Source organism: Embleya sp. L77 (genome assembly GCF_055557415.1).
On record NZ_CM145709.1, the window covers coordinates 5,603,866 to 5,630,849 of the forward strand.

23 protein-coding genes are annotated in these 26,984 nt (G+C 71.3%); 15 read left to right on the forward strand and 8 right to left on the reverse strand.

Annotated elements, in window-relative coordinates:
* Window positions 1-216: 216 nt before the first annotated feature.
* On the forward strand, window positions 217-1,197 hold the full coding sequence (locus ACZOOI_RS23990; protein ID WP_465277749.1) for a hypothetical protein: 981 nt from the start codon (window positions 217-219) through the stop codon (window positions 1,195-1,197).
* 63 nt (window positions 1,198-1,260) lie between these two features.
* Here ACZOOI_RS23990 and ACZOOI_RS23995 read toward each other — a convergent pair whose 3' ends face one another.
* Entirely contained in the window at window positions 1,261-2,208 is a 948-nt protein-coding gene (locus ACZOOI_RS23995; protein ID WP_465277750.1) for a LysR family transcriptional regulator, read from the reverse strand.
* 74 nt (window positions 2,209-2,282) lie between these two features.
* Between ACZOOI_RS23995 and ACZOOI_RS24000 the strand changes: the two genes are divergently transcribed.
* On the forward strand, window positions 2,283-3,218 hold the full coding sequence (locus ACZOOI_RS24000) for an EamA family transporter (protein WP_465277751.1): 936 nt from the start codon (window positions 2,283-2,285) through the stop codon (window positions 3,216-3,218).
* 114 nt (window positions 3,219-3,332) lie between these two features.
* Here the strand turns inward: ACZOOI_RS24000 and ACZOOI_RS24005 are convergent, their stop codons facing one another.
* A complete protein-coding gene (locus ACZOOI_RS24005) occupies window positions 3,333-4,547 on the reverse strand; it encodes an amidohydrolase family protein (RefSeq protein WP_465277752.1) in 1,215 nt (404 codons plus the stop codon).
* Window positions 4,548-4,728: 181 nt separating this feature from the next.
* Here ACZOOI_RS24005 and ACZOOI_RS24010 point away from each other — a divergent pair, with 181 nt between their 5' ends.
* Entirely contained in the window at window positions 4,729-5,637 is a 909-nt protein-coding gene (locus ACZOOI_RS24010) for a LysR family transcriptional regulator (protein WP_465277753.1), read from the forward strand.
* Window positions 5,638-5,867: 230 nt separating this feature from the next.
* Here the strand turns inward: ACZOOI_RS24010 and ACZOOI_RS24015 are convergent, their stop codons facing one another.
* The 3 genes from ACZOOI_RS24015 to ACZOOI_RS24025 are packed head-to-tail and all read right to left on the reverse strand — an operon-like array spanning window position 5,868 to window position 7,905.
* Window positions 5,868-6,641: an AIM24 family protein gene (locus tag ACZOOI_RS24015; protein ID WP_465277754.1), complete on the reverse strand. Its 774-nt coding sequence runs from the start codon at window positions 6,639-6,641 to the stop codon at window positions 5,868-5,870.
* Window positions 6,638-7,285: an AIM24 family protein gene (locus ACZOOI_RS24020; protein WP_465277755.1), complete on the reverse strand. Its 648-nt coding sequence runs from the start codon at window positions 7,283-7,285 to the stop codon at window positions 6,638-6,640. The genes ACZOOI_RS24015 and ACZOOI_RS24020 overlap by 4 nt, the downstream gene beginning before the upstream one ends.
* Window positions 7,282-7,905, reverse strand: coding sequence for an AIM24 family protein (locus ACZOOI_RS24025; RefSeq protein ID WP_465281274.1), 624 nt, complete (start codon window positions 7,903-7,905; stop codon window positions 7,282-7,284). Before ACZOOI_RS24025 ends, ACZOOI_RS24020 begins: the two co-directional genes overlap by 4 nt.
* A 210-nt stretch (window positions 7,906-8,115) precedes the next feature.
* Between ACZOOI_RS24025 and ACZOOI_RS24030 the strand changes: the two genes are divergently transcribed.
* The 4 genes from ACZOOI_RS24030 to ACZOOI_RS24045 all read left to right on the forward strand — a co-directional run bounded on the left by ACZOOI_RS24030 (window position 8,116) and on the right by ACZOOI_RS24045 (window position 11,501).
* On the forward strand, window positions 8,116-8,976 hold the full coding sequence (locus ACZOOI_RS24030; protein WP_391587160.1) for an AAA family ATPase: 861 nt from the start codon (window positions 8,116-8,118) through the stop codon (window positions 8,974-8,976).
* A gap of 6 nt (window positions 8,977-8,982) precedes the next feature.
* On the forward strand, window positions 8,983-10,380 hold the full coding sequence (locus ACZOOI_RS24035; RefSeq protein WP_465277756.1) for a vWA domain-containing protein: 1,398 nt from the start codon (window positions 8,983-8,985) through the stop codon (window positions 10,378-10,380).
* Between the two features lie 95 nt (window positions 10,381-10,475).
* Complete coding sequence (locus ACZOOI_RS24040) at window positions 10,476-11,138, forward strand: class I SAM-dependent methyltransferase (RefSeq protein ID WP_465277757.1); 663 nt, start codon at window positions 10,476-10,478, stop codon at window positions 11,136-11,138.
* Between the two features lie 219 nt (window positions 11,139-11,357).
* Complete coding sequence (locus ACZOOI_RS24045) at window positions 11,358-11,501, forward strand: hypothetical protein (protein ID WP_465277758.1); 144 nt, start codon at window positions 11,358-11,360, stop codon at window positions 11,499-11,501.
* Between the two features lie 35 nt (window positions 11,502-11,536).
* Here ACZOOI_RS24045 and ACZOOI_RS24050 read toward each other — a convergent pair whose 3' ends face one another.
* Entirely contained in the window at window positions 11,537-12,004 is a 468-nt protein-coding gene (locus ACZOOI_RS24050) for a YbaK/EbsC family protein (RefSeq protein WP_465277759.1), read from the reverse strand.
* Window positions 12,005-12,045: 41 nt separating this feature from the next.
* On the opposite strand from ACZOOI_RS24050, the gene ACZOOI_RS24055 reads away from it, so the two are divergent.
* The 4 genes from ACZOOI_RS24055 (at window position 12,046) to ACZOOI_RS24070 (ending at window position 17,293) form a co-directional block, all read left to right on the forward strand.
* Window positions 12,046-12,600, forward strand: a complete 555-nt coding sequence (locus tag ACZOOI_RS24055; RefSeq protein ID WP_465277760.1) for an NADPH-dependent FMN reductase — start codon at window positions 12,046-12,048, stop codon at window positions 12,598-12,600.
* A gap of 177 nt (window positions 12,601-12,777) precedes the next feature.
* Window positions 12,778-14,925, forward strand: a complete 2,148-nt coding sequence (locus tag ACZOOI_RS24060; RefSeq protein WP_465277761.1) for an endonuclease/exonuclease/phosphatase family protein — start codon at window positions 12,778-12,780, stop codon at window positions 14,923-14,925.
* Window positions 14,926-15,042: 117 nt separating this feature from the next.
* Entirely contained in the window at window positions 15,043-16,515 is a 1,473-nt protein-coding gene (locus ACZOOI_RS24065) for an MFS transporter (RefSeq protein ID WP_465277762.1), read from the forward strand.
* Between the two features lie 61 nt (window positions 16,516-16,576).
* Entirely contained in the window at window positions 16,577-17,293 is a 717-nt protein-coding gene (locus ACZOOI_RS24070) for an SMI1/KNR4 family protein (protein WP_465277763.1), read from the forward strand.
* Between the two features lie 162 nt (window positions 17,294-17,455).
* On the opposite strand, the gene ACZOOI_RS24075 is transcribed toward ACZOOI_RS24070, so the two are convergent.
* The gene (locus ACZOOI_RS24075) at window positions 17,456-19,324 is read right to left on the reverse strand and encodes an LVIVD repeat-containing protein (RefSeq protein WP_465277764.1); all 1,869 of its coding nucleotides are present in this window, start codon (window positions 19,322-19,324) and stop codon (window positions 17,456-17,458) included.
* Between the two features lie 496 nt (window positions 19,325-19,820).
* Here ACZOOI_RS24075 and ACZOOI_RS24080 point away from each other — a divergent pair, with 496 nt between their 5' ends.
* The 3 genes from ACZOOI_RS24080 (at window position 19,821) to ACZOOI_RS24090 (ending at window position 23,922) form a co-directional block, all read left to right on the forward strand.
* Window positions 19,821-20,768 carry a LysR substrate-binding domain-containing protein gene (locus ACZOOI_RS24080; protein ID WP_465277765.1) on the forward strand — a complete coding sequence of 316 codons (948 nt, stop codon included), beginning with the start codon at window positions 19,821-19,823 and terminating at the stop codon, window positions 20,766-20,768.
* A 391-nt stretch (window positions 20,769-21,159) separates the two neighbouring features.
* Window positions 21,160-22,242, forward strand: a complete 1,083-nt coding sequence (locus ACZOOI_RS24085; RefSeq protein WP_465277766.1) for a fatty acid desaturase family protein — start codon at window positions 21,160-21,162, stop codon at window positions 22,240-22,242.
* Window positions 22,243-22,512: 270 nt separating this feature from the next.
* The gene (locus tag ACZOOI_RS24090; protein WP_465281275.1) at window positions 22,513-23,922 is read left to right on the forward strand and encodes an MFS transporter; all 1,410 of its coding nucleotides are present in this window, start codon (window positions 22,513-22,515) and stop codon (window positions 23,920-23,922) included.
* Here ACZOOI_RS24090 and ACZOOI_RS24095 read toward each other — a convergent pair.
* Window positions 23,894-25,447, reverse strand: coding sequence for an ABC transporter substrate-binding protein (locus ACZOOI_RS24095; RefSeq protein WP_465277767.1), 1,554 nt, complete (start codon window positions 25,445-25,447; stop codon window positions 23,894-23,896). The genes ACZOOI_RS24090 and ACZOOI_RS24095 overlap by 29 nt on opposite strands.
* Before the next feature lie 280 nt (window positions 25,448-25,727).
* On the opposite strand from ACZOOI_RS24095, the gene ACZOOI_RS24100 reads away from it, so the two are divergent.
* A complete protein-coding gene (locus ACZOOI_RS24100) occupies window positions 25,728-26,861 on the forward strand; it encodes a baeRF3 domain-containing protein (protein ID WP_465277768.1) in 1,134 nt (377 codons plus the stop codon).
* Window positions 26,862-26,984 lie beyond the last annotated feature (123 nt).

Genomic DNA, 26,984 nt, shown 5'->3' on the forward strand with positions numbered 1-26,984 from the left:
TATGGGATGTGATCCACGAGCCGGAATCGGAAACCGGGTGCGGAACACGATCGTTGGCGTGGCGAGACGAGGCGGGGAGGGTTCCGCGGTCGGGCCCGAACCGGTCCGCCGCGGGCCGGTCGGCACGAGGGTCGCGGGTCGGACCCTCGCGCGGCCGGCAGGGTGTCCGTAGCCGCCCTCGCGGCATATCCGAATCCGGGTGAATGGGAGTCTTCTGTGATCGTCGGTCTGGTCACCGCTGTCGCGGCCTCCGCGTGTTACGGCGTGGGGTCGGTGCTGCAAGCGGTCGGGTCGCGGCGATCCGCGCGCGAGGAGGCGGCCAAACGGGCCGAGCGGGGCGGCGGCAGCGCCCAGGTGACCGGGTACGGCGGCCCGAGCCTGTCCTCCACGGCCAAGGCCGCGGTCACGTGGGAGTTCATCGTCGGGACCGTGCTCGACTTCGTCGGCTTCGCGCTCGGCGCGTGGGCGGCGCGGCTGCTGCCGCTGTTCCTGTCGCAGACCATCATCAGCGCGAACCTGGTGATCACCGCCGTACTCGGCATCAAGCTGCTCGGGATCAAGCTGTATCGGGCCGACTGGACCTCGATCGGCGTGGTCTGCGGAGCACTCGTGCTGCTGGGCATCGCGGCCGGTCCCGAGGGCGACGGGCACAGTCCGCGGGCCACCCACTGGTGGGTGCTGATCATCACGTTCGTGGTGATCGTCGGCGGCACGTTGCTGGTCCGCTTCCTGGGCGCCAACGGCGCGATCGTCGCGGGTCTGCTCTCCGGGCTCGGCTTCGGCGGGCTGGGCATCGGCGTGCGGATCCTGGACGGGGTCGACCCGTTCGACCTGGGCAAGCTGGCCGCGGACCCGGCGCTGTACGCGGTGCTGATCGGTGGCATCGGCGGCATGTACCTGCACACCATCGCGCTCCAGATCGGCTCGGTGAACGGCGCGACGGCGGCGCTCGTGGTCGGCGAGACGGTGGTGCCGGGTGCGGTGGGCGTGTTGTGGCTCGGCGACACCTCGCGGGACGGACTGGCCTGGATGGCCGTCATGGGCTTCGTGCTCGCGGTGTCCGGCGCGGTGGCCGTCGCCTACTTCGGCAAGCACGAACCGGAGGAGCCCTCCGCCGGACCGGGTTCGGGACCGGGGGCGGGAACGGGTACGGACGCGAACCCGGCGGCCGACACCGGGGCCGCCGCCCGGGGCTGATCCGGTGCCGCATCGGGCGGCGCCGGTCGGCATCGCAAGGTAAGGGGCCGCATCGATCCCCGATCAACCGGTCGGACCGGCCACCGCACGGCTCGCGCCGGCCTCGCGGGTATCCCCGGCGCGCAATTCCGCACCGACCGCGCGCAGCGTGGTCAGCAGTGGGGACGGGCCGTAGCCTCGGCGGACCGCCGCCATCAGGTGTCGGCGCGGGGCGGGCGCGGCGATCGGGCGCAGCAGCACGCCGGGCGGCAGCGCCGGCTGGGCCAGCCGGGGGATGATCGTCACCCCCAGACCGGCCGCCACCAGGGCCAGTTGCGCGCCGAAGTCGGTCGACGTGTGCACCAGACGCGGCTGGAATCCGGCCTGATGACAGGCCGTCAGCAGCAGTCCGTGGCATGCCGTCCCCGGTGCGGTGATGATCCAGTCGGCGTCGGCGAGGTCGGCGGCCAACGAGACCTCGGCCCGCTCGGCGAGCGGGTGGCCGGTCGGCAGCGCGATCTCGAACGGCTCGTCCAACAGCGGGTGCAACTCGATCCGCGGGTGGTCCGGCGTGGGCATGTCGGGGTGCGTCATCACGACCGCCACGTCCAACTCCCGGGCGGGCAACAACGGGAGCGCCTCCTCGGTCTCGTACTGGACCACCTCGAACCGCCACCCCGGGTGGGTCACCTTCAGCCGGGCCAGGGCCGGCCCGACCAGGCCCGAGATGCCGGATGGGAAAGCGGAGATCCGAGCCCGGCCGATCCGCCCGTCCCGCTGCGCGGCGAGGTCGGCGCGCGCCTGCTCCAGGCGGGTCGCGATCGCGTCGGCATGGCCGAGCAGCACGTGCGCCGCGGCGGTCAGCCGCACCCCGCGGCCGTGCTTCTCCAGCAGCGCCGCATCCGCCTCGCGGGCGAGCACGGCGAGCTGTTGTGACACGGCGGACGGGGTCAGGTGCAGCGACTGCGCGGCGGCGACGACGGTGCCGTGCTGGTCGAGCGCGCGCAGGATGTTCAGCCGCTTGAGTTCCATGCAGGAAAACTACCGATTGAGGTCCGGAAAATGTAGATGGACCCGATGGATGGTCGAGTCACACACTTTGCCTCATGACCCGTACCGATTCCCTGTGCGCCGCGCTCGTCAGCGTGATCTGGGGCGTGAACTTCGTCGCGATCGACGCGAGCCTCGACGACTTCCCGCCCTTGCTGCTGGCCGCGTTGCGGTTCACCCTCGTCGCGTTTCCGGCGGTGCTGTTCGTCAAGCGGCCGCAGACGAGTTGGCGACTGATCGTCGGGGTCGGGCTCACGGTGAACGTGGGCCAGTTCGCGTTCCTGTTCAGCGCGATGCACGCGGGGATGCCGGCCGGGCTGTCCTCGGTGGTGATCCAATGCCAGGCGATGTTCACGGTGCTGTTCGCGGTGCTGATGCTGCGCGAGATCCCGGGCCGTACCCGGCTGATCTCGCTCGCGGTGGCCGCCCTCGGAATGGGCGTGATCGCATTCGGCCGGGGCCAGGGCGCGTCGCTGTGGCCGTTCGTCCTGATGATCGGCGCGGGCGCGTCGTGGGGCTTCGGCAACATGCTCACCCGGAAGGCGGGCATCCCGGGCGGCACGGGCCTGGTGGTGTGGTCCGCCCTGGTCGCGCCGCTGCCGCTGCTGGCCCTGTCGCTGGCCGTCGAGGGGCCGGGGCAGGACCTGGACGCACTCACCTCGGCCTCGTGGAGCGGCGTGGGCGGCCTGGCCTTCACCGTCGTGCTGTCCTCCTGGCTCGGCTACGGCCTGTGGTTCGCCCTGCTCGGGCGCCGCTCGGCCTCCGCGGTCGCCCCGTACGGCCTGCTCGTCCCGATCGTCGGCATCCTCACCGCCTGGGCCGTGCTCGGCGAACGCCCGAGTCTGATCGAAACGCTCGGCGCCGCCATCGTCCTCACCGGCATCGCGCTGTCCGGCATGCAACGCGGCACACCGCCCACGGCACCCGCACCGCTCGCCCGCACCGCCCCGGCCGCGCCCCTTCCGATCCCGACGACCGGCCCACGGCCCTGACCGACCCGCGCGGTATGCCCCGGGCCCCGGTGATCCGACCGTGAACGTCACCGGGACGGGGGCCGCCGGCCGCACCCGGGGGAGTGGGGGCGGCCGGCGGGGGGTCGGTGAGGGTTACTTCGTGATCCCGAAGCGTTCGAGGCCGAAGGCCTTGATGGCGTTGGTGCGGAACAGCTTGTCGCACTCGGCCTGGGTCAGGCCCGCCTTCGTGGCGATGTCGAGGGCGACCTTGTGGGTGTTCGGGAACGTCGAGTCCGCGTGCGGGTAGTCGACCTCGAAGCAGATCTGGTCGATGCCGATCACGTCGCGGTTCCGCAGGCCGATCTCGTCGTCGAAGATGCAGCCGTAGATCCGGTCCTGGATGTACGAGCTGGGCTTTTGGCTCAGCGACGAGCCGAACGCGTTGTCGTCGCGCTCCTCCCACAGCTTGTCCGCGCGCTCCATCACGTACGGCATCCAGCCGACCTGGCCCTCGGCGTAGGCGATCTTCATCTTCGGGAAGCGGTCGAAGACGCCGGAGAAGATGTAGTCGACCATCGAGCCCATGGCGTTCTGGAAGGTCAGCACCGAGGAGACGATGAACGGCGCGTCCGGCGACGTGGACGGCATCTTCGAGGACGACCCGATGTGCATGCAGACGATCGTGTTCGTCTCCTCGCACGCCTGGAAGAACGGGTCCCAGAAGCGGTCCTTGTCGTGCACCGACGGCAGGCCCAGCGGGACCGGGTTCTCCGAGAAGGCGACCGCGAACGAACCCTTCGCCGCGCACCGGCGCACCTCCGCGGCGGCCAGGTTCGCGTCCCACAGCGGGACGATCGTCATCGGCAGCAGGCGGCCCTTGCCGTCACCCGCACACCACTCGTCGATCATCCAGTCGTTGTAGGCCCGGACGCACAGCAGCGCGAGTTCCTTGTCCTCACGTTCGTAGAACGCCTGGCCACAGAACCGCGGCAGGATGTTCGGGAAGCACAGCGACGCGTCGACGTGGTTGGTGTCCATGTCCTTGAGCCGCTCGGACTGGATCCACGCACCCGGCCGGATGTCGTCGAAGGTGACCGGCGTCACGTCCAGCGTGTCGAAGCCGACCGCGGCCGAGAGCTTGGGGAACGGGTAGACCAGGTCGTCGTACAGCCACCAGTCGCACCACTCGCCGTCCTCGACGCCGCGCTCGTAGGAGAACACGCCGCCGATGAAGTTGAACTTCGCCTTGTCGCGCACCACGCGCGGGCCGCGGTCCTTGTACTTGGCGGGCAGTCGCGAGGTCCACAGGTCCGGGGGCTCCACCACGTGGTCGTCCACGGAGATGATGCGCGGGATCTCGAGCGTCATGGCCTGCTCCTCATTGCGATCGGGTGGGACGGGCGCGACTGGGCGCGACTGCGTGGGCCTGATGGCGGTGGCCCCGCTTGCGACGCGTGGACCCTGCGCTATCCAGGAAACCTGCTGACGGGGCGTCAGCCAAGCCCCTGTTGTTGCTAACGTTATGCCGACACGGCATAGGTGGGTTTCCATGGAACTGCGTGACCTGAGATGTTTCCTGGCCGTTGCCGAGGAACGGCACTTCGGCCGCGCCGCGGCACGGCTGTATCTGTCCCAACCGATGGTCAGCAAGGCGGTGCGCCGCCTGGAACAGCAGCTCGGCGCCCGGCTGGTGGACCGATCCTCGCTGCCGGTGGCGCTCACGCCGCTCGGCGAGGTGTTCCGCAGTCGGCTCGACGAGTCGCTGCGGGTGCTCGACGACGCGTGCGCCGAGGTCCGTCGGCGGGCCACCTGGGACGCCGGACAGGTGCGCGTGGGGTATACCTCCGGTCTGGGCCCCTCGCTCGTGTCGGCCGCGATCTCCGCGCTGCACATCCGCCACCCGGCGCTGCGCGTGCAGTGGACGAGCGAGCCGACGGCCCGTCAGGTGGCCGATGTGCGCGAGGGCGTCCTGGACGCGGGGCTGGGCTGGCTGCCGGATCTGGGCGCGGGTTTCGAGTCCGCCCGGGTCGGTACGTTCGCCTTCGTCGCGCTGCTCCCGCAGGAACACGCGCTCGCCGGGCGGTTGTCGGTGAACCTGACCGAACTGGTCGGATGCGGTGAGCCGATCGTGGTGTGGCCGCGCCAGCCGCACCCCAGGCTGTACACCCGCGTCACCGAGGCGCTGCGGCGCTCGGGCGCGACCGAGATCGTCGAGGCGTACGGCAGCGTGGACGACGTGATCGCGCGCGTGGTGGACCGCCAGGGGGTGGGCCTGTCGCCGCGCGGGTGGGCCCGGCAGCGTCCGGTCCGCGGGGTCGTCCAGGTGCCGCTGACGGGGGCGCCGGACGTCGCGGTCACCGCGTTCTGGCGGGCCGACCAGGAGCACGAGGGGGTCGGCGTGCTGGTCCAGTTGCTGCGCGAGGTGGCGGCGGCCAGCGACCTCGCCGACCAGCTGTGAGCGAACGGGCCACCGAAGGCGACCCGCGTGATCCGGGCGTCGGAAGCGACCCGCGACCCACGCGCCTGAACCGGCCCGAGCGTCCGAGGCGACCCGAGCGCGCGAAGCGACCTCGGCCGCTCCGCGCCGTCCGCCCACCCGAAGCATTGGCGAGGCCCCTCACCGTCCCCAGTGAAGGGCCTCCCCAGGTCAACGGCGCGGCCCCGGCGCCGGTTCCCGCCGGGCCGATCTCATTGCAGCAGGCGCCCCAGCCGACCCGGGATGTTCGGCAGCCCGGGAATCCCCGGCACGCCCTGCTGCCCGCCGGGCGGCTGAGTGCCCGCCGCGGCCTGGGCCGGGATCAGGTTCGGGTCGATCGAGATCTCCGAGGACTGCATCAGCACCGTGCCGGCCCCGACGAAGTCGTACTGGTGCTCCTCGCCGGACGCGCCGCCGAGGCCGGTCAGCCGGCGCGCCATGCCCAGCGCGCCGCGCATGTACTTGGTGTCGAAGTGGTGGCACGGCGTCGGGCAGTCCGCCCAGCCGAGCAGCGCCTCGGGGTCCACCCGGATCGGCGGCTCGACGAAGTGCACCGCGCCGTTGGAGGCGGCGACGAACTTGCCGGTGCCGATCAGCGTGACGAACCCGGGCACGATCGACTGCTTGAGGTCCAGGCCGGGCTGGAAGGCGAGCAGGTTGGCGGCCCGGATGGTCAGGTTGCCCTGTTCCAGGTCGAACGAGTTGACGTCGAAGCCGCGGTCGGCGAGCAACAGTTGGCCCTTGCCCTGCGCGACGATCCAGTCCTGGATGTACAGCGGCGAGTTGAAGTTCGCGGTGACCAGCCGGTCGAGTGCGCCCACGCCCAGGGCCTCGAACTTGATCCGCCCGTAGTAGGCGATCATCTTGCCCTTCTGCACGAACCACTCGCCGTCGAGGGCCACACAGAAGGTGTACGGATTGACGTTGTCGTCCTGCGGCAGCGTTCGCGCGTCGAACACCGCGGGGCCGGAACCGGGGGCGGTCACAACTTCTCCTCGCTCGCCTGGACGTAGACGGTTCCGGTGCCGGACAGCTCCAACTGGAACGCCTCGCCGGAACCGCGCCCGATCACGTCGCGCCAACCCACGTTGGCGCCGATCCGGTTGTCGATCTGCCCTCGATGCGCCACGTACGCCTGCGGGTCGACGTGGATCGAGCGACCCGGCTGGACCGGCAGTTCGATCACGCCGCCGTGCGCGAGCACCCCGCACCAGCCGTGTCCGGTCAGCGTCGTGGTGAACAGCCCCTGGCCGGTCACCTGGCCGCGGATCATGCCGCGGACGCCGCCCTGCGAGCCCATGAACATGGTGCCCTGCCGCAGCGAGTCCTCGAAGACGAGCAGCCGGTCCGCCTCGACGTGCAGCGTGTCGCCGGTGATCTCGATCAGGTGCACGTGTCGGCCCGCGTGACCGAACATCACCGTGCCGTCGCCCTCGGCCTTCATCAGCGGTACCGACTCGCCCGCCAGCCGCCGCCCGATCATCCCACCGACGCCCTGCGCCCCGGTGGTGGTCGGGGTGAAGGACACCTCGCCCCGGTAGGCCAACATCGCACCGCGCAGGCAGTACAGCGTCTGCCCCGGCCGTACGGTGGCCTCGATCATCTTGGAGTTGATCCGGTCGAACGTCACGTCTGGCCCCCGATGGTCTGCCGCTCGGCGGGCTGTACGTAGACCAGCCCGTCGCCCTGGAAGCGCAACTGCACGCTCTCGCCGGATCCCTCGCCGATGAAGGTGCGCCAGTTGACGTCCTTGACGAACTCCTTGCGGAGTTGGCCGGTGTGCGCGACATACGCTCCCGGGTCCACCGACAGCGGCTCGTTCTGCGAGACCCGCAGCACGATGGCCGGCCCGTCGGAGGTGACCGCGACCGTGCCCTGGCCCGACACGGTCGTGGTGAACAGGCCCTGCCCGCTGGTCGCGCCGCTCAGGCCGGTGAACTCGGTGCCGGTGCGCAGACTCTGGTCGACGGCGAGCAGGTTGCTCGACTCGACGTGCAGCGTCTCGCCGGTCAACTGGACGAGGTTGATCTCGGTGGCCCGGTCGGCGAACCAGCAGGTGCCCTCACCGCTCACCTCCATGAGGGTCATGCCCTCACCCGTGAGTCGGCGGGTCACCATTCCGCGCAGGCCCTCACCCCCACCGGACAGTCGTTTGAAGGACATCCGTCCGTCATAGGCGATCATCGTCCCGTTTCGGGCCTTGACCGCCTCTCCGCTCATGCCCACCGCGAGAACTCGCGTGCCATGCATCACAAAGGTCGCCACGATCGGGAAGCTAGCAGCGCCGCACCGGTCGCCGGAGGGTGGAAACCCCTCATCTTGCCGGGCTTTTACCAGCGGCGGGGCAGTCACGCCGTTGCCTTCGCCCCACGGGCCTCTTGCTAGCTTGAGAGGCAGCCGGCGGAGCCCGGCGCACCGGCCGGCCGCAGATCGCCCCGCGAGGAGTGCACCACCATGACGATGTTCGCCTCGCCCGAGGACGCCCGTACCCGGCTCGGAGCCGTCGACTACCTGACCGACCCCGGCATCGCCACCGCCGTCTTCCTGGCCGACGCCCTGGGCAAGCCGCTGCTGATCGAGGGCCCGGCGGGGGTCGGCAAGACCGAGTTGGCCAAGGCGGTCGCGGCGGCCGCGTCCGCCGAGCTGATCCGGTTGCAGTGCTACGAGGGCCTGGACGAGTCGCGCGCGCTGTACGAGTGGGACTACCGCAAGCAACTGCTGCGCATCCAGGCGGGCGTGGACGGGTGGGACGAGGCGCGGGCCGGGATCTTCGCCGAGGAGTTCCTGTTGGCCCGGCCGCTGCTCACCGCGATCCGCCGGGACGAGCCGACCGTGCTGCTGATCGACGAGACGGACAAGGCGGACGTCGAGGTCGAGGGACTGCTGCTCGAAGTGCTCTCCGACTTCCAGGTCACCATCCCCGAGCTGGGCACGATAACCGCCTCGCGGCGCCCGTTCGTGGTGCTCACCTCGAATGCGACGCGCGAGTTGAGCGAGGCGCTGAAGCGGCGCTGCCTGTACCTGTACATCGACTACCCGACGCCGGAGCGCGAGCGGGACATCGTGCTCACCCGGGTGCCCGGGATCCGCGCGCAACTCGCCGAGCAGGTGGTGCGCACGGTCGCGTCGCTGCGGGCGCTGGAGCTCAAGAAGGCGCCGTCGATCGCCGAGACGCTGGACTGGGCCCGGACGTTGATCGCGCTGGCGGCCGACGAGTTGGACGAGGAAACCATCGCGAGCACACTCGGCGTCGTGCTCAAGCACGCCTCCGACCACACGCGGGCCGCGAAGGAACTCGGCCTGCCCGGCTTCGGCGGCTGACCGCCGATGTCCCTCCTCGACCGACACACCGGCTTCGTCCGGGCGCTGCGACACGGCGGATTGCCGGTGTCGCTCGCCGAAGGACTGGACGCCGCACGGGCGTTGACCGTGCTCGACCTCGCCGACCGGGAGACGCTACGGGCCGCATATGCGGCCTCGCTGTGCAAGCGGCACACCCACCGGGCGGTCTTCGACACGCTGTTCGAGCTGTGGTTTCCGGTCGGCACGGCGACCGAGGAGCACGCCGATCAAGCGGACGACGCGGCCCACGAGGAGCCGAGCGGCGCGGCCGAGGGTGATGTGGACGCCATCGACGCCGAGGTGTTTCGCGACCGGTTGCGCGAACTCCTGCTCGGCGAGGACGACATCGCGCTGCGCCGGCTGGCGCGCGAGGCGGTCGGGCGGTTCGGTGCCTTCGACGGGCCCTCGGGAGCCTCGTGGTCCGCGCACATGGTCGGTCGGGCGCTCGACCCGCGGACGCTGATGGCGGGACTCCTGCGCGCGGTGCTGGGCGGGCAACTCCCGGGCGGGGTGGCCGAACGCAACGCGCGGCGGATGATCCAGGCCCGGGTGGACCGGCTGAACGAGCACATCCTCGCCGACGTGCGCCGCCGGCTCGCCGAGGAGCGCGGCGTCGAGCGGGTCGCCGAGACCGCCGTCAAGCCCGCCGTGGAGAACCTCGACATCCTGCGCGCGAGCCGGACCGACCTGATCGCGCTGCGCCGGGAGATCCAACCGCTCGCCCAGCGGCTGGCCACCCGGTTGACGATCCGGCAACGGGCGGGCCGACACGGCCGCCTGGACTTTCGCCGGACGGTCCGCGCGTCGTTGTCCACGGGTGGCGTACCGCTGACCACGCATCACCGCCCGCGCCGACCGCACAAGCCCGAGCTGGTGGTGTTGTGCGACGCGAGCGAATCGGTCTCCTCGTTCGCCCACTTCACCCTGATGCTCGCCTACGCACTGCGCGAACAGTTCGCCCGGGTAAGGGCGTTCGCGTTCATCGACACGGTGGACGAGGTGACCCGATTCTTCGAGCGGCCGGGCGGCGACGTCACCGAGGCGATGCGCCGGCTGACCGCGGAGGCGAACCTGGTGCGGCTGAGCGGACACAGCGACTACGGCCACGCGTTCAACGTCTTCGTGCAGCGCTACGGCGACGTGATCGGCCCGAAGTCCTCGCTGCTGATCCTGGGCGACGCGCGGAACAACTACCAGGACCCGGCCCTGGCAGCGCTCGCGGCGATGGTGGCGCCGGCCCGGCACGCCTGGTGGCTCAACCCCGAGCCGGAACGGGACTGGGACACCGGCGACTCGATCGCCGGCGTATACGGCCGGCGGATCCCGATGATCGAGTGCCGCAACCTGACCCAACTGGGCCGGTTCGTGGGAGAACTGGCCTGACCGTTCCCGGCAATCCGGCAACCCCGCCATTCGGGCCGGCGAGCCGTTCCCGTGCTGCTTCGAAGGGCCGGGTCGGATCTGGCAGGCTCGGCCGCATGGACCGCAATCGCCTCGCCGTGGACTATTGGGACAACGCCTATGCGGGCGGGATGTATGCGGACGACGGGCCCGATCCGTTCGTGGACCGCATCCTGGCGGTTGCCGCGCCGGGCACCTCGGGCGTCGAGATCGGCTGTGGCAACGGCCGCAACCTGATCCCGTTGACCCGCGCCGGCCTCGACCTGGTCGGCGTCGATCCCTCCCGTATCGCGCTGGAGCAACTCGCCGACCGGGCACCGGGTTCGACCCTCGTGCACGGCACCCAGGAGGATCTGCCGCCCGGTCGATGCTACGACCTGGTGATCGGCATCCAGGTGCACCAGCACGGTACCCGTGCCGCCGCGCATGCGCTGCTGCGCGGCTCGCTGGCCCGGGTCGCGCCCGGCGGCCTGTTCGCGCTGCGCACCGCCTCCGCCGACACCGAGGCGGTCGAGGCGCACGAGGTCCTGGACGCCGACGAGGACGGCGGTCACACCTTCCGCTACCTGGCGGGCTTCAAGGCCGGTCTCACCGTGCACTACTACGGGCGCCGCGAACTGGAGGCCCTGCTCGCCGACTTCGAGCCGGTGCTGCCGTTGCGCGCGGAGCGCACCGAGCGCCGCGAGCCGCCGCCGGGCATCTGGGCGCACTGGGAGACCATCGTGCGCAGGCCGGGGTGACGGGTGCGTGCCCGCTCAGCCGACGGCCGGGCAGCCTCTCGCAGCGGCTGCGGGACGCGCGCCCGATGCACGACTCCCGCGGGTTGTGGCGGCGCCGGCGCCTGCGATGCAGGACCGAGACGAACCGCCGCCGAGACGGCGAGCACCGCTCATCCGGGGCCGAGCGACCTGGGCTGAAGATCATCAACCGGGCCGATCGACCAAACGAAGGAGCCAGTCATGTGGTCGAGCCCGTGGTCGCGGCCGAAGACGAACTGGGCCGGCACGGCGGAGGGATTCGCCACGATCGCCGCGTCCGAGGACATGAAGGAGGGCGTCGCCGCGTTCCTGGCGAAGCGGGCGCCGGAGTGGACCGGCCGCTGACGCGCCGACGCGACCCCGCCAAGCTGCGACAGGCCCTACGCCTCCACGTCCGCGGCCTGCCCACCCGTCATCCGCAACAGTTCCGCGTACGTGGTCGGGTACATGTGGTTGTGGTCGCCGGCGCCGGCCCAGACCACGTCGTGCTTGGCCAGCCAGGTGTCGACCAGCGTGCGGATCCGGTGCGGGTGGCCGACCGGGGCGACCCCGCCCACCTCCTGGCCGGTCGCGGAGAGCACGAAGGCCGGGTCGGCGCGACGCATCTTGCGAATGCCGAGGAGGCGGGAGATCACCCGGGTGTCCACCCGGTGCGACCCACTGGTGATCACCAGCAGCGGTTGGCCGTCGGCGGAGAACACCAGACTGTTGGCGATCGCGCCCACGTCGCAACCCAGCACCTCGGCGGCTGCCGCCGCGGTCGGCACCGTCTCGGTGAATTCCCGGATCTCTCCCGTGGCATCGAGCGCCCGCAGCGCCTCGGCGACCTTCTCGACCGGCGTGTTCATGAGGTGAGGGTAGTACTCCCGCGGTGCTACCTTGACCGGCCATGACAGCGAATCGTCGGGTGCTTTTGATCAGTGGGTCGCTTCGCGCGGAGTCCACCAACTCCGCGCTGGTCCGGACCGCCCGGGAGGTCGCGCCGCCCGGCGTGGACGCGGTCGTGTACGAGGGGCTCGGTCGACTGCCGCACTTCAACCCGGACGAGGACCACGAGCCGCTGCCGCCGGCTGTCGTGGAACTGCGGGCCGCGATCGAGGCCGCCGACGCGGTGCTGTTCTCCACCCCCGAATACGCCGGCGCGTTGCCCGGCTCGTTCAAGAACCTGCTCGACTGGACCGTCGGCGGCGTGGAGACCAGCGAGAAGCCGGTCGCCTGGATCAACGCTTCCGCCAACCCGGGCGGCGCGGCCAAGGCACACGAGTCGCTGCGCATCGTGCTCGGCTACACCGGAGCCGACGTCGTCGACGCGGCCTGCGTACGCGTGGGCGTGGCCCGCGACGCGGTGGGCCCGGACGGCCTGATCACCGACCCGGACGTACGCGGGGCCATCACCGCCGCCCTGACCGCACTCGCCGAAGCGGCCCGCGTCACCCACGGCTGAGCGCGACCCGCAGGCCGCTCCGCCCCGGGCCGCGCGTGCGTCGCACGGCCGTTCGCCGGTCACCTCCGCCGGTTCGACAGGACCGACCGGGGATCGGCTGATCGATCGTCAAGAGTGGCCTCCCGAACGGTGTTTCGCCGCTCTATGCTGACCCCGCCATCGAGACGGGGGTTGCACGTGCCTGTGATCGTGATCGCTCTGGGGATCGTCTTTCTGGTCGACATCCTGCGGGTGTGGTTGCCCTCGCTGATCACCGTGTTCGGGGATGCCGGGGCCACGCCCGCCGCACAGCTGGGCCTGTTCGCGATCGCCTGGTTCGTGGTCGCGTTCGCGGTGGTGCCGCTGTGCCGGCGGGTCGGTGGGCGGCCGGTCGCGGTTGTGGCCGGTGTGGCGATGGTGATGGTGCGGTTGTGGTTGCAGTTCACCGACGGTGGTGACGCGCAGCTCTACCTCGCCTGTGCGGCGCTGGTCGCCGCGTTGTGCTGGCTGGTGGCGGTGGCGTACACCGGCTGGGACGCGGGTGTCGGGGTCGTGGCCGGCCTGGCGGCGGCGGTGGCGCTGCACGCGGGGCTCGGCACGTTGGACCCGATGTGGCTGGAGGTCTGGCGCGGCTGGGCCGTACTGGGCACGCTCGCCGTGGTGTTCGTGGCCGCGCAGGTGTGGATCTCGGCGCCGGCGGTGCCCGCACCGCGGCCGGTGCTGTGGGCCGTGCTCGGGCCGGTGCTGTTCCTCACCGGCGTGTTGTTCGGCAACGTCGGCGTCGCGCACGCCGCGGCCGGCGAACCGCGCTGGGGCGTACCGCTGCTGGTCGGCGCATGGGCGCTCGCGGTGCCGGTGTCGCGGCTGCGCGGCGTGTGGGTGTTGCCGCTCGGCCTGGTGTTGCTGGTGGCCGGTGTGATCGGCGCGGGCTACCTGGAGACGAGCGCCCACGAGGGCATCGTCGGCCTGGCGCCGAGCGGCGCGGCCGGTTGGCAGGCGCTCGGCGTGCTCGGGGTGGGCCTGGTCCTGGGCGACGCCGCCGGGCGGGTGCGGCCCGCCGTGCGCTGGGCGCCGGCCTGGAGCATGGTCGGCTTCTTCGCGCTGACCTTCCTGCACTACGCCCGCTACGACATCGAGATCGACGTGTTGGCCCGCGGCCGGGTGCTGCTCCTGGGCGTGCTCGCGCTCGCGGTGCCGGCCGGCCTCGCGGCGGTGCGGGATCTGCGCGCACCCGCTCCGGCCGAAGCCGAGGCCGCACCGGTACCCGCTCGCGCACCCGCGCGGGCCCGAGGCCGGACGGTCGCCCACAGCGGTGGGCACGGCGGGGTTCGCTCCGACGTCCCGCTCGGCGGCCGAACCCGCGCCGGCCGGGATGCGCAACGACCCGGCCGGCGGGCCGGCACGCGCCCCGGGGCCAAGCCCGCGCCCGGTCGCGCGGGCAGCCGGCCCGCTCCGCCCGCCGCGCCCACGGCCGGCGGAGCCGGTGCCCGCAAGGCGGATCGGCTTCGGGACGTCCCGCCGCCCCCGTCCCTGGCCGAACGGATGCATGCGCCGCTCGCCCTGGCGACCGTGTTTCCGGTACTGATCGCGCTCGCCGCGTTCGGACTGCGTCCGGCCGCCGGGTCGGCGCCGGTGCCGGACGCGGCGGCCGGGACACTGCGGGTGGTCACCTACAACATCCGGATGGGTTTCGGCGTGGACGGCCGATTCGATCCGGACCGCACGGCGGACACGATCCGGGCGCTGAAGCCGGACGTGCTGCTGCTCAACGAGGTGGACCGGGCCTGGTTCCTCAACGGCGGCCACGATGTGCTGACGCTGCTCGCCCGCCGGCTCGACCTGCCGTACCGGTTCGCGCCGGCGGCCGATCCGCAGTGGGGCGACGCGGTGCTCACCCGCAAGCCGATCCGGCACCTGGAGTCGATCAAGCTTCCGGCGGGTGGTGCGCCGACCGGTGCACAGGCCCTGGGCGTGGTGGTCGAGGCGGCGCCCGGCAAGTCGGTCGCCGTGGTGTCCACACACCTTCAGGACGCGGATGACGAGGTGCCTCGGGTACAGGCCGAGCGGGCCGCGGAATTCGCCGTGCGGATGGGCACCTCGGCGCCGGTGGTGGTGCTCGGGGACATGAACGCGACGATCGACAGCCCGCAACTGAAGGCGTTCACCGGTCGGGGACTCGTGGACGGCCTGGCCCGGGCCCGACCGATCCGCACCTACCCCGCGGACAAGCCGAAGGAGGAGATCGACCAGGTCCTGGTGGACCCCAGGTTGCGGATCGCCGCCGTCGACTCCCCACCGTCGAAGGCATCCGACCACCTTCCCGTCGCCGTGACGCTCGTGTACTGACGACACCGCCCGCCCGGCGTACGAGGAACCCGGCCGAAGGCCGGGTTCGCCCGCACGGCCCCGAGGTCACCCGCCCGGCGGCCTTGCCGGTCCGGTATGTGGGGCACCGTCCTTCGGATGGCCACCACGTGGGTGGCTCCGGAGGAGGGGTGCGCGACGGTGACCGAGCGCGACGAGCCCGACCCGCGTCGCTGGAAGGCGCTCGCGGTCTGTCTGATCGCGGGATTCATCACCCTGCTGGACGTGTCGATCGTCAACGTCGCGCTGCCGTCCATCCGCGAGGGCCTCGGCGCGAGCGAGAGCGACATCCAGTGGGTGCTCTCCGGCTACGCGCTGACCTTCGGACTCGTCCTGGTACCGGCCGGCCGGATCGGCGACGCGCGTGGTCGCCGGATGATGTTCATGACCGGCCTGGCCCTGTTCACCGGCGCCAGCGCGCTGTGCGGCGCGGCGCAGACGTCCCTGTGGCTGGTGCTGGCCCGACTGCTCCAGGGCATCGCGGGCGGCATCCTCACCCCACAGGTGTCCGCGCTGATCCAGCAGATGTTCTCCGGCCGCGAACGCGGGCGCGCGTTCGGCATGTTCGGCACGGTGATCGGCATCTCCACGGCCGTCGGTCCGCTGCTCGGCGGCCTGATCATCAAGGCGTTCGGCGCCGACGAGGGTTGGCGCTGGGTGTTCTACGTCAACCTCCCGATCGGCATCGTCGCCCTCGTCCTGGCCAAACGGCTGTTGCCCGGCCCCGACCACGAGAACCGGGCCTGCCTGCGCGATCTGGATCCGATCGGCGTGCTCCTGCTCGGCTCCGGCGTGTCGTTGCTGCTGCTGCCGCTGGTCGAGGCGCGGCAGTGGGAGGGCCCCGTCAAGTGGTTGCTGGTGCCGATCGCGGCGGTGTTCTTCGGCGCCTTCGTGTGGTGGGAGATCCGCCAGGGCCGGCGCGGTCGCATGCCCGTGGTCGACCTGGCGCTGTTCAAGGTCCGCTCGTACACGCTCGGCCTGTTGGTGATGCTGTTCTACTTCGCCGGCTTCACCTCGATTTTTTTCGTCTTCACCCTCTACCTCCAGTCCGGTCTGGGCTACAGCGCGCTGCTCGCGGGCCTGGCCATCACCCCGTTCGCGCTCGGCTCGGCGGTGGGCGCCTCGATCGGCGGGCGCCTGGTGAACCGGTTCGGCCACGCGCTGGTGACCGGTGGGCTGCTGATGGTCGTGGTCGGTCTGGTCGGCGCGATCGTGGCGGTGGACGCGGTGCCCGGGCATCGGGTCGGCTGGGCGATGGTGGCGCCGCTGGTGTGTGCCGGGCTGGGCAGCGGCCTGGTGATCTCGCCGAACCAGACGCTGACCCTGGCCGAGGTGCCGCCCGTGCAGGGCGGCGCCGCGGGCGGGGTGTTGCAGACCGGGCAGCGGATCGGTTCGGCGATGGGGATCGCGGCCGTCGGGTCGGTCTTCTTCTCCCGGCTGGCCGCCGACCAGGGCCGGGACTGGGCCGGGCCGCTGCGCCACGGGCTGATGGTCTCGGTGGGCTTCGTGCTCGCCGCGTTCGTGGTCGCCTTCCTGGACCTGCGCAAGGGCCGTACCTCGATGCCTCGCTAGCACGCTGCCCCGAACGGCGCTCCCCCCGGGGATCGTCCGCGCGACCCGGTAGCGTCCGGGCATGACTTTCGACATCCACGCGGCACTGCCCGCCGCGCTCGCGGATCGGGCCGGGGCCTGGGAGTTCATCCGCGCGTTCGCCGCCGACCGGACCGAGGCGATCGGCGCCGCGGACGGATACGACCGGGCGGAACTGGACGCGAGCGCCGCGCGGCTGGGCGTGCCGGTGCCGACCGCGCTTCGGGAGCTGTACGAACTCCTGGGTCGGCGCCACGACCTGACGAGCAATCACGACGTGCTGCTGGCACCGGACAAGCTCTACGTCGAGGACGGGGTGCTGGTCTTTCGCGAGGAGAACCAGGGCGTCGCGTGGTGGGGGGTGCGGCCGGACGGCGACGATCCCGCGGTGCTCGCGCGCTACAGCCTGGCCGAGCCGGCCGAGGAGACCTGGTCGGCCTGGCTGCCGCGGTTGTCGGTCGCGGCGGTGGAGATCGTGCTGTCCGAGGTCCTGCTGTTCGACGACGAACTCGTCGAGGCGATCGAGCTGGCGCCCGAGGAGATCGAACGACTGCCGGAGAAGATGCGCGAATTGCCCTTCCCCGGGTACCCCGAGTGTGAGGAGCCCGGGAACCGGGTGCGCTGGTTCGCGAGCGCCGAGCTGCTGGCCCGCTACGACGGCGGGATGATCGTGTTCCGAGCCCGCACGGAAGACGACATGGAGTACTTCTTCGACGTGGTCTGCGGCGAGGACGAGGACGAGGGGGAGCCGGCCGCCTGACCGGGCGTGCCGAGGGCCCGGGACCCCGGGACTCCAAGGACTTCAAGGCCCGCGCCCCCGATGCGCCGACGCTCCCGACGCCTACGACGGACCGAGGCCCGGCGCCCCGCACGGGGGACGCCGAGCCTCGGCCGCACTGCCCGGCCCGGATCGGGATCCGGATCAGAATTGGCTGTTGCGGAACGGCTCCTTCGGCTTGCCCAGGTTCGGCTTGCCGAGTACGTCCTTGGCCGACAGCGCGTAGATGCCGTGGTTGGTCAGCACCCACACCACGTTGCGGTCCCACTCGACGTAGACGCCGTGCGTCTGGTTGCCCATCGCCCACTCCGGGAAGGCGCCGTCCTCGGTCGGCCAGTCCCTGGTCTTGGTACCGAACGCCTTGGGCACGAAGTAGGCCTCGATCTCCGGCCGGGCCGGGTTCTTGACGTCGAAGACCTGGGCGCCCGCGTTGTAGAAGCCGTACACGAGCGTGCCGTCGTCGTGCCGGCCCGGGTTGGTGTAGTAGCCGGTGCGCTTGGGCCCGAAGCTGCCCCGGCGCTGGCAGTAGTCGGTGATCCCGGCCGACCGCGGCGGGGTGGGTCGGGGCAGTTGGCCGACGATCCGGGGGTTGGCCACGTCCCGCGCGTCGATCTGGTAGATCGGCTTGTACGGCTCGTAGCAGTCCTCGGTCAGCGGGTAGCCGGAGAGATAGATCATCCCGGTCTTCTCGTACTGCGACACGTCGATGTTGTCGCCCTCGGTACCCGCCACCGACGGCGGCAGGTCCACGTGGCCCACCTGGCGCATGTGCGCCGGGTCCGAGATGTCCAGGACGGTCATGCCCAGACCGCCCTGCACCGCGAAGCCGTAACGGCCGCCGTGCTCGACCGGCTTGGGCACGAACAGCGACATCCGCGCGCCCAGCCAGCTGGTCCGGTTGCCGCAGCGCGGGTTCTTCGCGTACGCGTCCTCCTCGCCGGTGACCTGTCCGGGCAGGTGCCAGGTGTCCAGGAGCTTCGGTGCGGCCGGGTCGGACATGTCGTAGGACTGGTAGCCGGCCGAGTGCAGGTTGGTCGGGTACTCGGTGTTGGCGAAGGTGTCGTTCGGCGCGACGGCGATGAACATGTACTTGCCGCCGTCCCAGTACGGCACGTCCAGCGAACCCGAGCCCTGCTGGGCCTTGGTCGGGTCGCTGTTCAGCGGGTTCGGTTGGGTCGAGTCGGTGCTGACGGTCGAGATCAGCCGCCAATCGGCCTTCCTGGGCCCGTCCAGGCGATAGACCTTGAAGCCCTTGAGCCCGGGCTTGGTGCGCAGCTTCGCCACGCCCTCCGGGTTGCCGTACTTGTCGTGGCCCGGCTCGTCGGTCAGTTCGCTGATCTGCCGCTTGTCCTCGAAGGACTGCACCATCACATAGGCGTTCAGCCGCTTGTTCCACTGGATCGTGGACGCGCCCCAGTAATCGCCCGCGGCCCAGGTGCCGTTGGCCTTGAGTTCGTCGCCGCCCACGTCCTCGCGGGACATCCGCTCCACCACCGTGACGTGCTTGACGTCGGTGATGTCGTAGACGCGGCCCTCGGAGCGGTCGTACTGGAACATGTACCGGCGTCCGCCGAAGTCGACGATGTTCTGCCAGGTGTGGAAGAAGTCCGGGGTGAAGTCGTAGCCCTCGTAGGCGGCTTCGACGTTCATGTTCTTCACGTACTGCCTGCCGTCGTAGTCGGCACGGCGCCCCGCGAAGGGGTGCGGGTTCTCCTCGTCGAGCGGGGTGGACGCGGGAGCCAGGAACGAGCCGTCGAGCTGCATGCCGTAGGCGTTCGGGTCGGCCGGCTGCGGTCGGCGCTCCTGGCAGACGAAGGGGATGTTCGGGTCCGGCGCGGCGCCGGCGGCATTCGCGGTGTGCGGCCCGGAGGCGGCGGTGCGGCCGGGGTCGCCCAGGTAGGTGCTGCCGGTGACGGCCACCAGGGCGGCCAGCGCGACCGCGCCCGACCTGCCGTATCTCCGGGACCTGCGGGACCTGCGGGATCTGCTGCCGAGGGCAGGCGTACGGCGCATCTGACGAACCTTCCGACACGGGACGATGACGGGGGAGTGCGCTTGCGTGGGGCGGTGTTTCGCGGGCGCGGGCCGAGGGTGCCGAGGCGGGTTCGGCCCGCCGCCGATCCGGCGGGCTGCGTGGCGAGCGCGCCGTGATGGCCGGCCGAACCGCCCTCGTCACCTCTTCGCAGGCGAAGTGCACCTCCTGCGAAGGAACCCGACCCGGTGACCCCGGATGTTCCGGTGTCGTCGGGCGTTGGTCGAGGACCGCGGTGCGACGGACCGATCCGCTCCGCCGGGGCGGAACGGGTCGGCGTCGTGGCCGAACAACGACGGCGCGCCGGACTCGATCCGGCCATCCGTACCCGGTGGATGGCTCGTCAAGAAGCTGTCGCCACGTGCATGATGGCTGCGCCGGCGCATGTCCATCCAATGCCGATCCGGCGCCACTGCATCACCAAACAGGTATGCGTGCCCGTGCGGTACGCAGCACCGAACCGGTACGGGAGCCTGCGTGGACCTGCTCGACGGACGCCTGAAGTTCCGGCATCTGACCCTGATCACGGCGATCGCCGAGCACGGGGGAGTCAGCCGCGCGGCCGAGGCCCTGCACCTGACCCAGCCCGCCGCGACCCGCACCCTGCGCGAGTTGGAGACGATGGTCGGCGTCCCGCTGTTCGAGCGGGGTCCGCACGGAATGAGTCCCACGCTCTACGGCGAGGCCCTGGTCGCCCACGCGCGGGTGATCCTGGCCGAGGTGCGCCGGGCGGGCGACCACATCGCGAGCCTGCGCGAGGGGCAGACCGGTACGGTCACGGTCGGCACGCTGCTCGCGGGCACCAGCGTGCTGCTGCCACGCGCGGTGTCCGCGCTCAAGCGGGACCGACCCGGGATCACCGTGATCGTCCGCGAGGCCACCTACGACGTGCTGTATCCGCAACTGCTCGCCGGCGAGATCGATGTCGTGGTCGGCCGGCTCGGCCGGGCCGAGGACGCCGGGCGGGTACGGCAGACCGCGCTGTATCGCGAGCCGATCCGGCTGGTGGTGCGGCGCGGTCACCCGCTTTTGGAGACCGCGCGCGTGCTCGCCGACACGATCGCCCACCCGTGGATCCTGCCGCTCGAACAGACCGCGCTGCGCAGCGAGTTGGCCCAGCTGTTCACGCGCAGCGGGCTGCCGCTGCCGGCCGACCGGGTCGAGTGCACCTCGATCCTGACCGTGCGGGCGCTGCTGCTGGCCACCGACATGATCGCCGCGCTGCCCGAACTCGTGGTCACCGGCGACGAGCGGCTCGCGGTGCTGCCGGTGCCGCTGGAGTCGGTGCGCCGCACGGTGGGCACCACGCTGATGGCGGACCGCACGCCGACGCCGGCGGTGAGTGCGTTCCTGGCCTGCATCGGTGATCAGGCCGCGGCGCTGCGGGCCGCGCTCGGCGAGGAGGCGGCGCTCGATCCGGACTGAGCGCCACGGGCGCGCCACCGCATGCCCTGCTGCGGCGGTTCGCCCGGGAGCAGCACGCCGGCTGGACGCCCGCGCGGCACCGCGCGCACCGCCGCGCGTGGGTACGGGTCGGTCGATTCCGGGATATTCGCAGGCGGAACGGGTAGCCGGCACCCCGATCAAGATGCGACAGTTCGAATAACGCGGCGACGGTGCCCAGACCCCGTGCCGGCCCTTACCGGATCGCGCCGCGTGTGTCCATGGTGCTCGACCCCCTCGCGGGGGGCGCAGCCTCCCCCCGCAATCGGGGGGCTTGTCGGATCGTCCCTCGGACGGGCGGTCAATAGCGTCGAGATGGCGCCAAGCCACCGCGCTCAACCGACCACCCTTCACCAGATACAGGGACGCCCCCATGACCTTGACCGCACCCGTGCTGGACAATCCGGAGATATCGCCGCCTCCGCGTCGGGGCAGCGACTTCGCGCCGCTGCTCGCCGATCTCAAGGCGGCCGGACTGCTGGAGCGGCGCACCGCCTGGTACGCCCGGATGATCGGGCTGAACCTGCTCTTCCTGCTCGGCTCCTGGGCCGCGGTCGTGTGGGTGGGCGACTCGTGGTGGCAGCTCGCCATGGCCGTTCCGGTCGCGCTGTTCACCACCCGCGCATCCTTCGTCGGCCACGACGCCGGCCACCAGCAGATCGGCCGCTCGGCCCGTACCCACCGCGTGCTCGCGCTGCTGCACGGCAACCTGCTGATGGGCATGAGCTGCGGGTGGTGGAACGCCAAGCACAACAAGCACCACGCCAACCCGAACCACCTGGAGAAGGACCCCGACGTCTCGGTCGGCGTGCTGGTCTGGGACGCCGACCAGACCGCCGGGCGGACCGGCCTGATGGGCTGGCTGACCCGGCACCAGGCCCGGCTGTTCTTCCCGCTGCTGCTGCTCGAAGGGCTCAACCTCAAGGTCACCGGCCTGATGGCGCTCAAGGAGCGGACCCCGCGCGAGCGTCTGGTGGAGGGCTCGGTACTGGCCGTGCACTACGCCGTGTACCTCTCGGTGCTGCTGATCGCGATGTCCCCGGTCAAGGCGCTGGTCTTCGTCCTGGTCACGCACGCGCTGCTCGGCCTGCACCTGGGCATGGCGTTCGCACCCAACCACAAGGGCATGCCCGCGCCCGAGCCGGGCGTGAAGTGGGACCACCTGCGGCGTCAGGTGCTGACCTCGCGCAACGTCGCGGGCGGCCCGGTCACCGACTGGATGCTCGGCGGACTGAACTACCAGGTCGAACACCACCTGGTGCCGAACATGCCGCGGGTGAACCTGCGGCGGGCGCAGCCGATCGTGCGTGCGCACTGCGCCCGGCTCGGCGTGCCCTACCTGGAGACGAGCCTGGTGCAGTCCTACCGGCAGGCACTGGGCCACATGCACGACGTGGGCGCCTCCCTGCGCGCGGAGCGGACCGGACGCGGCGAGCCGACCGGGCACGCGAGCTGACGACCGCGCCGGCACCGTGGCGGACGGTGGAACGGCGGACGGCGGAGCGCAGACACCCGAGGACACACGCCCGAGCGCGGACGGCAAAGTGGCGGACAAAGGTGCGTGCAAACGATTGATGTGTTCTACATCTATCTCTAGGGTGGGGCCGACCATTTTCGTCCCCACCCAGGAGCGCGTCCCGTGGCCGGCCCCGCTTCAACCCCGCAGGACCCGCGACAACGTTTCCTGGTACCGGTCCTGGGCTCGTGCGGCATCGTCGCCGCGCTCATGCAGACCGTCGTGGTACCGCTGCTCCCGGACCTGCCCGCGCTGACCGGAAGCTCCGCCTCGACGGTCAGCTGGACAGTCACCGCGACCCTGCTCAGCGGCTCGGTGTGCACACCGCTGCTCGGCCGGGCGGGCGACATGTTCGGCAAGAAGCGCATGCTGGTCGTGGCGATGAGCGTGCTCTCGATCGGCTCGGTGATGTGCGCGCTGACCTCGGACATCGGCGTCCTGATCGTCGGCCGCGCCCTCCAGGGCATGGCCACCGCCGTGGTCCCGCTGGGGATCAGCATCCTGCGCGACGAATTGCCGCCGGCCAAGGTCGGCGGCGGCGTCGCGATGATGAGTTCGACGCTGGGGATCGGCGCGGCCGTCGGACTGCCCCTGGCGGGCCTGGTCGTGGACCACGCCGACTGGCACGCGATGTTCTGGGGAGCCACCGCGCTCGCCCTGCTGGTCCTGGGGCTGGTCCTGCTGGTCGTCCGCGAATCGCCGGTGCGCAGTCCCGGCCGGTTCGACGTGGTCGGCTCGCTCGGCCTCGCCGCGTTCTTGGTCTGCCTGTTGCTCGCGGTGTCCAAGGGCACCGCCTGGGGCTGGACGAGCACCCGGACGCTGGGCCTGCTGGGTGCCGCCGTGCTGATCGTGCTCGCGTGGGGGATGCACCAGTGGCGGGTGAGCGCCCCGCTGGTGGACCTGCGGGTGACCGCGCGACCGGCGGTGTTGCTGCCCAACATCGCCGCGCTGTTCATCGGCTTCTCGTTCTACGCGAACAGCCTCTCCACCGCCCAATTGGTGCAGACGCCGAAGGAGAGCGGCTACGGACTGGGCGTCTCGGTCGCCATCGGCGGGCTGTGTCTGCTGCCCGGCGGGGTGATGATGGTCGTGCTCTCACCGATCTCCACCCGGCTGACCGCCTCCCGAGGACCCCGGTTCTGCCTCGGCATCGGCGCGATCCTGCTCGGCCTGGGCTACGTGGTGCGGATCTTCACCAGCCACGAGTTGTGGACCATCGTCATGGGCGCGACGGTCGTCGCCTCCGGCACCGCGATGTGCTACTCGGCGCTGCCGATGCTGGTCATCCGGGCCATCCCCGCCGCGCAGACCGCCGCCGCCAACGGCATCAACGCGCTGATGCGCACGATCGGCCAGGCCGTGTGCAGCGCGGTGGTGGCGGCGGTGCTCACGTCGTACACGATGTCCGTGGGCGGCCGCGTGCTGCCCACCCTGCACGCCTACATGGTCGTCTTCGTGATCGCCGGCGTCGTGGCCGGCTGCGCACTCGTCGCGTGCCTGTGCATCCCCGAACCCGCCGGCCCGACGGCCGTGGCGGTCCCGCTCGAATCGGCGAGCCCCGCCCGGGCCGTCGAGCCCCGATCCGGTGCGGCTACGCCGGACCCAACCGGTCGAACATGATCAGCCCGTCCTCGAACACGGTCAGGTCGGCCACCTTCGCGTCCTTCGCCCGGATCGCCGCGGTAAATGCCTGCTCGTAGGCGAACATCGGGACATCCTTGGCCAGTTCGCGCTGCACCACGGCGTAGGCGGCCCGCCGGGTCGCGGCGTCGGTGGTGGCCCGGGCCTGGTCCAGTGCCTGGTCCACCGCCGGGTTCTTCCACTGCATGTGGTTGTCCTGGCCCTTGGAGTGCAGGAAGTTGTACAACACCGGCTCCGGGTCGTCGAAGGACAACACGAACTCGCCCGCGTCGAACTGCCGCTGGATCTGCACCTTCTGGAGGTATTGGGTGCCCTCCAGGAACTCGGTCTTCATGGTGATGTTCTTCATGTCGGCCACCTGCGCGAGCCAGTACTCGGCGGTCAGATGCGAGCCCGGGCTGTTGTAGGTGCTGTACGTGAAGGCCAGCGGCTTGCCCTCGGCGGCGAGCGCGTCCAGCAGTTGCTGGGCCTCGACCCGATTGTTCGACGGCAGCGTCGCCTCCGGCGCGGCGAAGTCCGATCCCGGGCGCAGGAAGGTGCTCAGCGGCTTGCCGGTGCCGTCGGTGACCACCTTCGCGCGCGCCGCCGGATCCATGATCAGCGCGAACGCGCGCCGCGCACGCGGGTCGTCGAACGGCGGCCGGCTGGTGTTGAACAGCGTCATGAACCCGCCGCTCTTGCCCTCGGTGAGCACCGGCAGACCGGCCTTCTGCGCATCGCCGAGCAGCTTGGCCTGGGCCGTGGTCAGCACCTGGGCCTGGTTGGCGGCCAGCATGGCCAGTCGCTGCGACTGGTCGACCACCGGCTTGAGGGTCAACTCCTTCAGCGGCGGCCGACCGCCCACCTGCCAGTACTTCGGATTGCGCTCCAGAACCATCTGCTGGTCGCGCACCCAGCTCTTGAGCCGGTAGGGCCCGGCGCCCACCGGCTTGGCGCCGAAGCCCTTGGGGTCGGCCCGGATCGCGGTCGGCGAGCCGATGAACGCGAGATTGTGCGCGATCACCTTGTCGAAGTGGGCGTTCGGCGCCGGCAGCGTGACCTTGACGGTCCGGCTGTCGGTGACGGATATGCCGAGCCCGGTGACCACGCGGGCCTGTAGCGACTTGTTCGCCGGATCGGCGTGCCGCTCCCAGTTGAACTTGACCGCCTCGGCATCCAGCGCGGTGCCGTCGGAGAACTTCAGGTCGGGCCGCAGCCGCAGTGTCCAGACCCGCCCGCCCTCCGCCGCGGTCGCGCTCTCGGCGAGTTGGGGTTGGGCGCGACCCGTCTTCGGGTCGATCCACAGCAGCACGTCGAACACGGCCGCGGCCTGGGTGCCGCCGGTGATCTGGGACAAACTCGCCACGATCGGGTCCAGGCTGCGCGCCTCCTGGGTGACCAGGACGGTCATCGCGCCGCGCGCCGAGCCGCCGGCGCCGTCGTCGGAGCCGCACGCGGCGGTGGTCAGGATCAGTCCGGTCAACGCGGCGAACAGGGCCGCCTGCCGGGTGGGCACGGAACGCACGGTGATTTCTCCTCGCACGGGCCCACCGGGGTCGGGCAGACCCTGGGTCTTCGTGGTTGCTGCGTGTCAAGGATCAGCGAGGATCAACCTAGGTCCCTCCTGACTCACCGTCAACAACTGTTCCATGCAGAGTGATCGGCGGATGAGGCGGCCGGGTGCGGCCGAGGTCGCGGCGCCGGTTGCGGGCCGGTCGGGTGATTCATGCGATTTCCCTGTCGAATCGGGCATAGGACGCTGTGTTTGTCGATGCCAGAGGCCGGAACGCACGCCAGGAGACCGCATGACGACCGCCGCACTGTCGCCGGAACTGCTCGCCGAGCTGCGCCGCCCGCGCGCGTACCCCGCGGTGTCCCTGACGCTGCCCACGCACCGGCACCGCCCGGAGAACCAGCAGGACCACATCCGACTGCGGAACGTGCTTGCCGAGGCGGAGAAGCGGCTCGCGGCGGATCCGGAGGTAGGCCGGGAGGCCCGGATCAAGACCGTCGACCGGCTCAAGGCCGCGGTGGCGGAGCTGGATCCCGAACACTTCCTGGACGGCCTGGTGCTCTACGCCTCGGCCGACGAACACTACGCGTTCACCGTGCAGGCACCGGTCGGTGAGCGGGTGGTGCTCGCCACCACCTACCTCACCCGCAACCTGGTGGCCGCGGCCGAACGGCTCACCCCCTATTGGGCGCTGGTGCTCAGCGAGCACGAGGTGCACCTGTGGCACGGCCGCGGCGACGAGGTACACGAGGTCCGCGACGGCGGCTTCCCGATCACCTCGGCCGGTCCGGAGCGGGACGGACCGCCCACGCGCGAGGGCGGCGGCCTGGGCGTGAGCGAGGACTTCCGGCGGTTGCTGAACGAGGCCGACGAGCAGTTGGCGCGCGCGCTCGCCGGACGCGAGGACAAGGTCGTGTTGGTCGGTCTGCGACCGCAGGTCAAGGCGTTCCGGGAGAGCACCCGCAACGGCGCGCACCTGGCCGAGACCGAGTTGGAGGTCGGCGGTGTCAGCGAGGCGACGCCCGGCCAGTTCGCCGAGATCCTCGCGCCGGCGCGGACCGCGCTGGCCGCGGAGGCGACCGCCGCCGCACTGCGGGCGCTGGACGACGCGCGCAGCGGCAAGCGGTACGCCGAGGGCATCCAGGAGGTGTGGGCGCCCTCCCGGGCCGGCCGCGGCGCGCTGCTCGTGGTGGAGGAGGGACTGCGGGTGACCGGTCGACTGGTGACGGTCGATCGCACCGGGGAGGTCGCGCTCCAGGTGCTCACCGGCCCGCACGCCGAGGACGCGGTACTGGCCGGCCGAGCCGAGGACGACATCGTGGACACCGTGGTCGAGGCGACCCTGGAGGCGGACGGCAAGGTCGTCTTCGTGCCCGACGACACGCTCGCGGACGCCGGCGGCATCGCGCTGGCGCTGCGCTACTAGGGCCGCGCCTGTCTTCGATCCCACGCCGAGCACCGCGGCCATATTCGGCGGATCGTGTCGTGGTGGGGGGCGTGCGGCGGCCGATCGTGGGTCGTCGCACCGGCCCGGCGAACGACGAGTGCG

What these genes read in the sequence shown, in the direction of transcription:
- ACZOOI_RS24055 (WP_465277760.1), top strand. Translation starts at nt 12,046, where the DNA reads ATGACAGCGAATCGTCGGGTGCTTTTGATCAGTGGGTCGCTTCGCGCG.
- ACZOOI_RS24010 (WP_465277753.1), top strand. Translation starts at nt 4,729, where the DNA reads ATGGAACTGCGTGACCTGAGATGTTTCCTGGCCGTTGCCGAGGAACGG.
- ACZOOI_RS24065 (WP_465277762.1), top strand. Translation starts at nt 15,043, where the DNA reads ATGGCCACCACGTGGGTGGCTCCGGAGGAGGGGTGCGCGACGGTGACC.
- ACZOOI_RS24045 (WP_465277758.1), top strand. Translation starts at nt 11,358, where the DNA reads ATGTGGTCGAGCCCGTGGTCGCGGCCGAAGACGAACTGGGCCGGCACG.
- ACZOOI_RS24075 (WP_465277764.1), bottom strand. Translation starts at nt 19,324, where the DNA reads ATGCGCCGTACGCCTGCCCTCGGCAGCAGATCCCGCAGGTCCCGCAGG.
- ACZOOI_RS23995 (WP_465277750.1), bottom strand. Translation starts at nt 2,208, where the DNA reads ATGGAACTCAAGCGGCTGAACATCCTGCGCGCGCTCGACCAGCACGGC.
- ACZOOI_RS24070 (WP_465277763.1), top strand. Translation starts at nt 16,577, where the DNA reads ATGACTTTCGACATCCACGCGGCACTGCCCGCCGCGCTCGCGGATCGG.
- ACZOOI_RS24050 (WP_465277759.1), bottom strand. Translation starts at nt 12,004, where the DNA reads ATGAACACGCCGGTCGAGAAGGTCGCCGAGGCGCTGCGGGCGCTCGAT.
- ACZOOI_RS24005 (WP_465277752.1), bottom strand. Translation starts at nt 4,547, where the DNA reads ATGACGCTCGAGATCCCGCGCATCATCTCCGTGGACGACCACGTGGTG.
- ACZOOI_RS24040 (WP_465277757.1), top strand. Translation starts at nt 10,476, where the DNA reads ATGGACCGCAATCGCCTCGCCGTGGACTATTGGGACAACGCCTATGCG.
- ACZOOI_RS24100 (WP_465277768.1), top strand. Translation starts at nt 25,728, where the DNA reads ATGACGACCGCCGCACTGTCGCCGGAACTGCTCGCCGAGCTGCGCCGC.
- ACZOOI_RS24085 (WP_465277766.1), top strand. Translation starts at nt 21,160, where the DNA reads ATGACCTTGACCGCACCCGTGCTGGACAATCCGGAGATATCGCCGCCT.
- ACZOOI_RS24030 (WP_391587160.1), top strand. Translation starts at nt 8,116, where the DNA reads ATGTTCGCCTCGCCCGAGGACGCCCGTACCCGGCTCGGAGCCGTCGAC.
- ACZOOI_RS24090 (WP_465281275.1), top strand. Translation starts at nt 22,513, where the DNA reads ATGCAGACCGTCGTGGTACCGCTGCTCCCGGACCTGCCCGCGCTGACC.
- ACZOOI_RS24000 (WP_465277751.1), top strand. Translation starts at nt 2,283, where the DNA reads ATGACCCGTACCGATTCCCTGTGCGCCGCGCTCGTCAGCGTGATCTGG.
- ACZOOI_RS24025 (WP_465281274.1), bottom strand. Translation starts at nt 7,905, where the DNA reads ATGCATGGCACGCGAGTTCTCGCGGTGGGCATGAGCGGAGAGGCGGTC.
- ACZOOI_RS24035 (WP_465277756.1), top strand. Translation starts at nt 8,983, where the DNA reads ATGTCCCTCCTCGACCGACACACCGGCTTCGTCCGGGCGCTGCGACAC.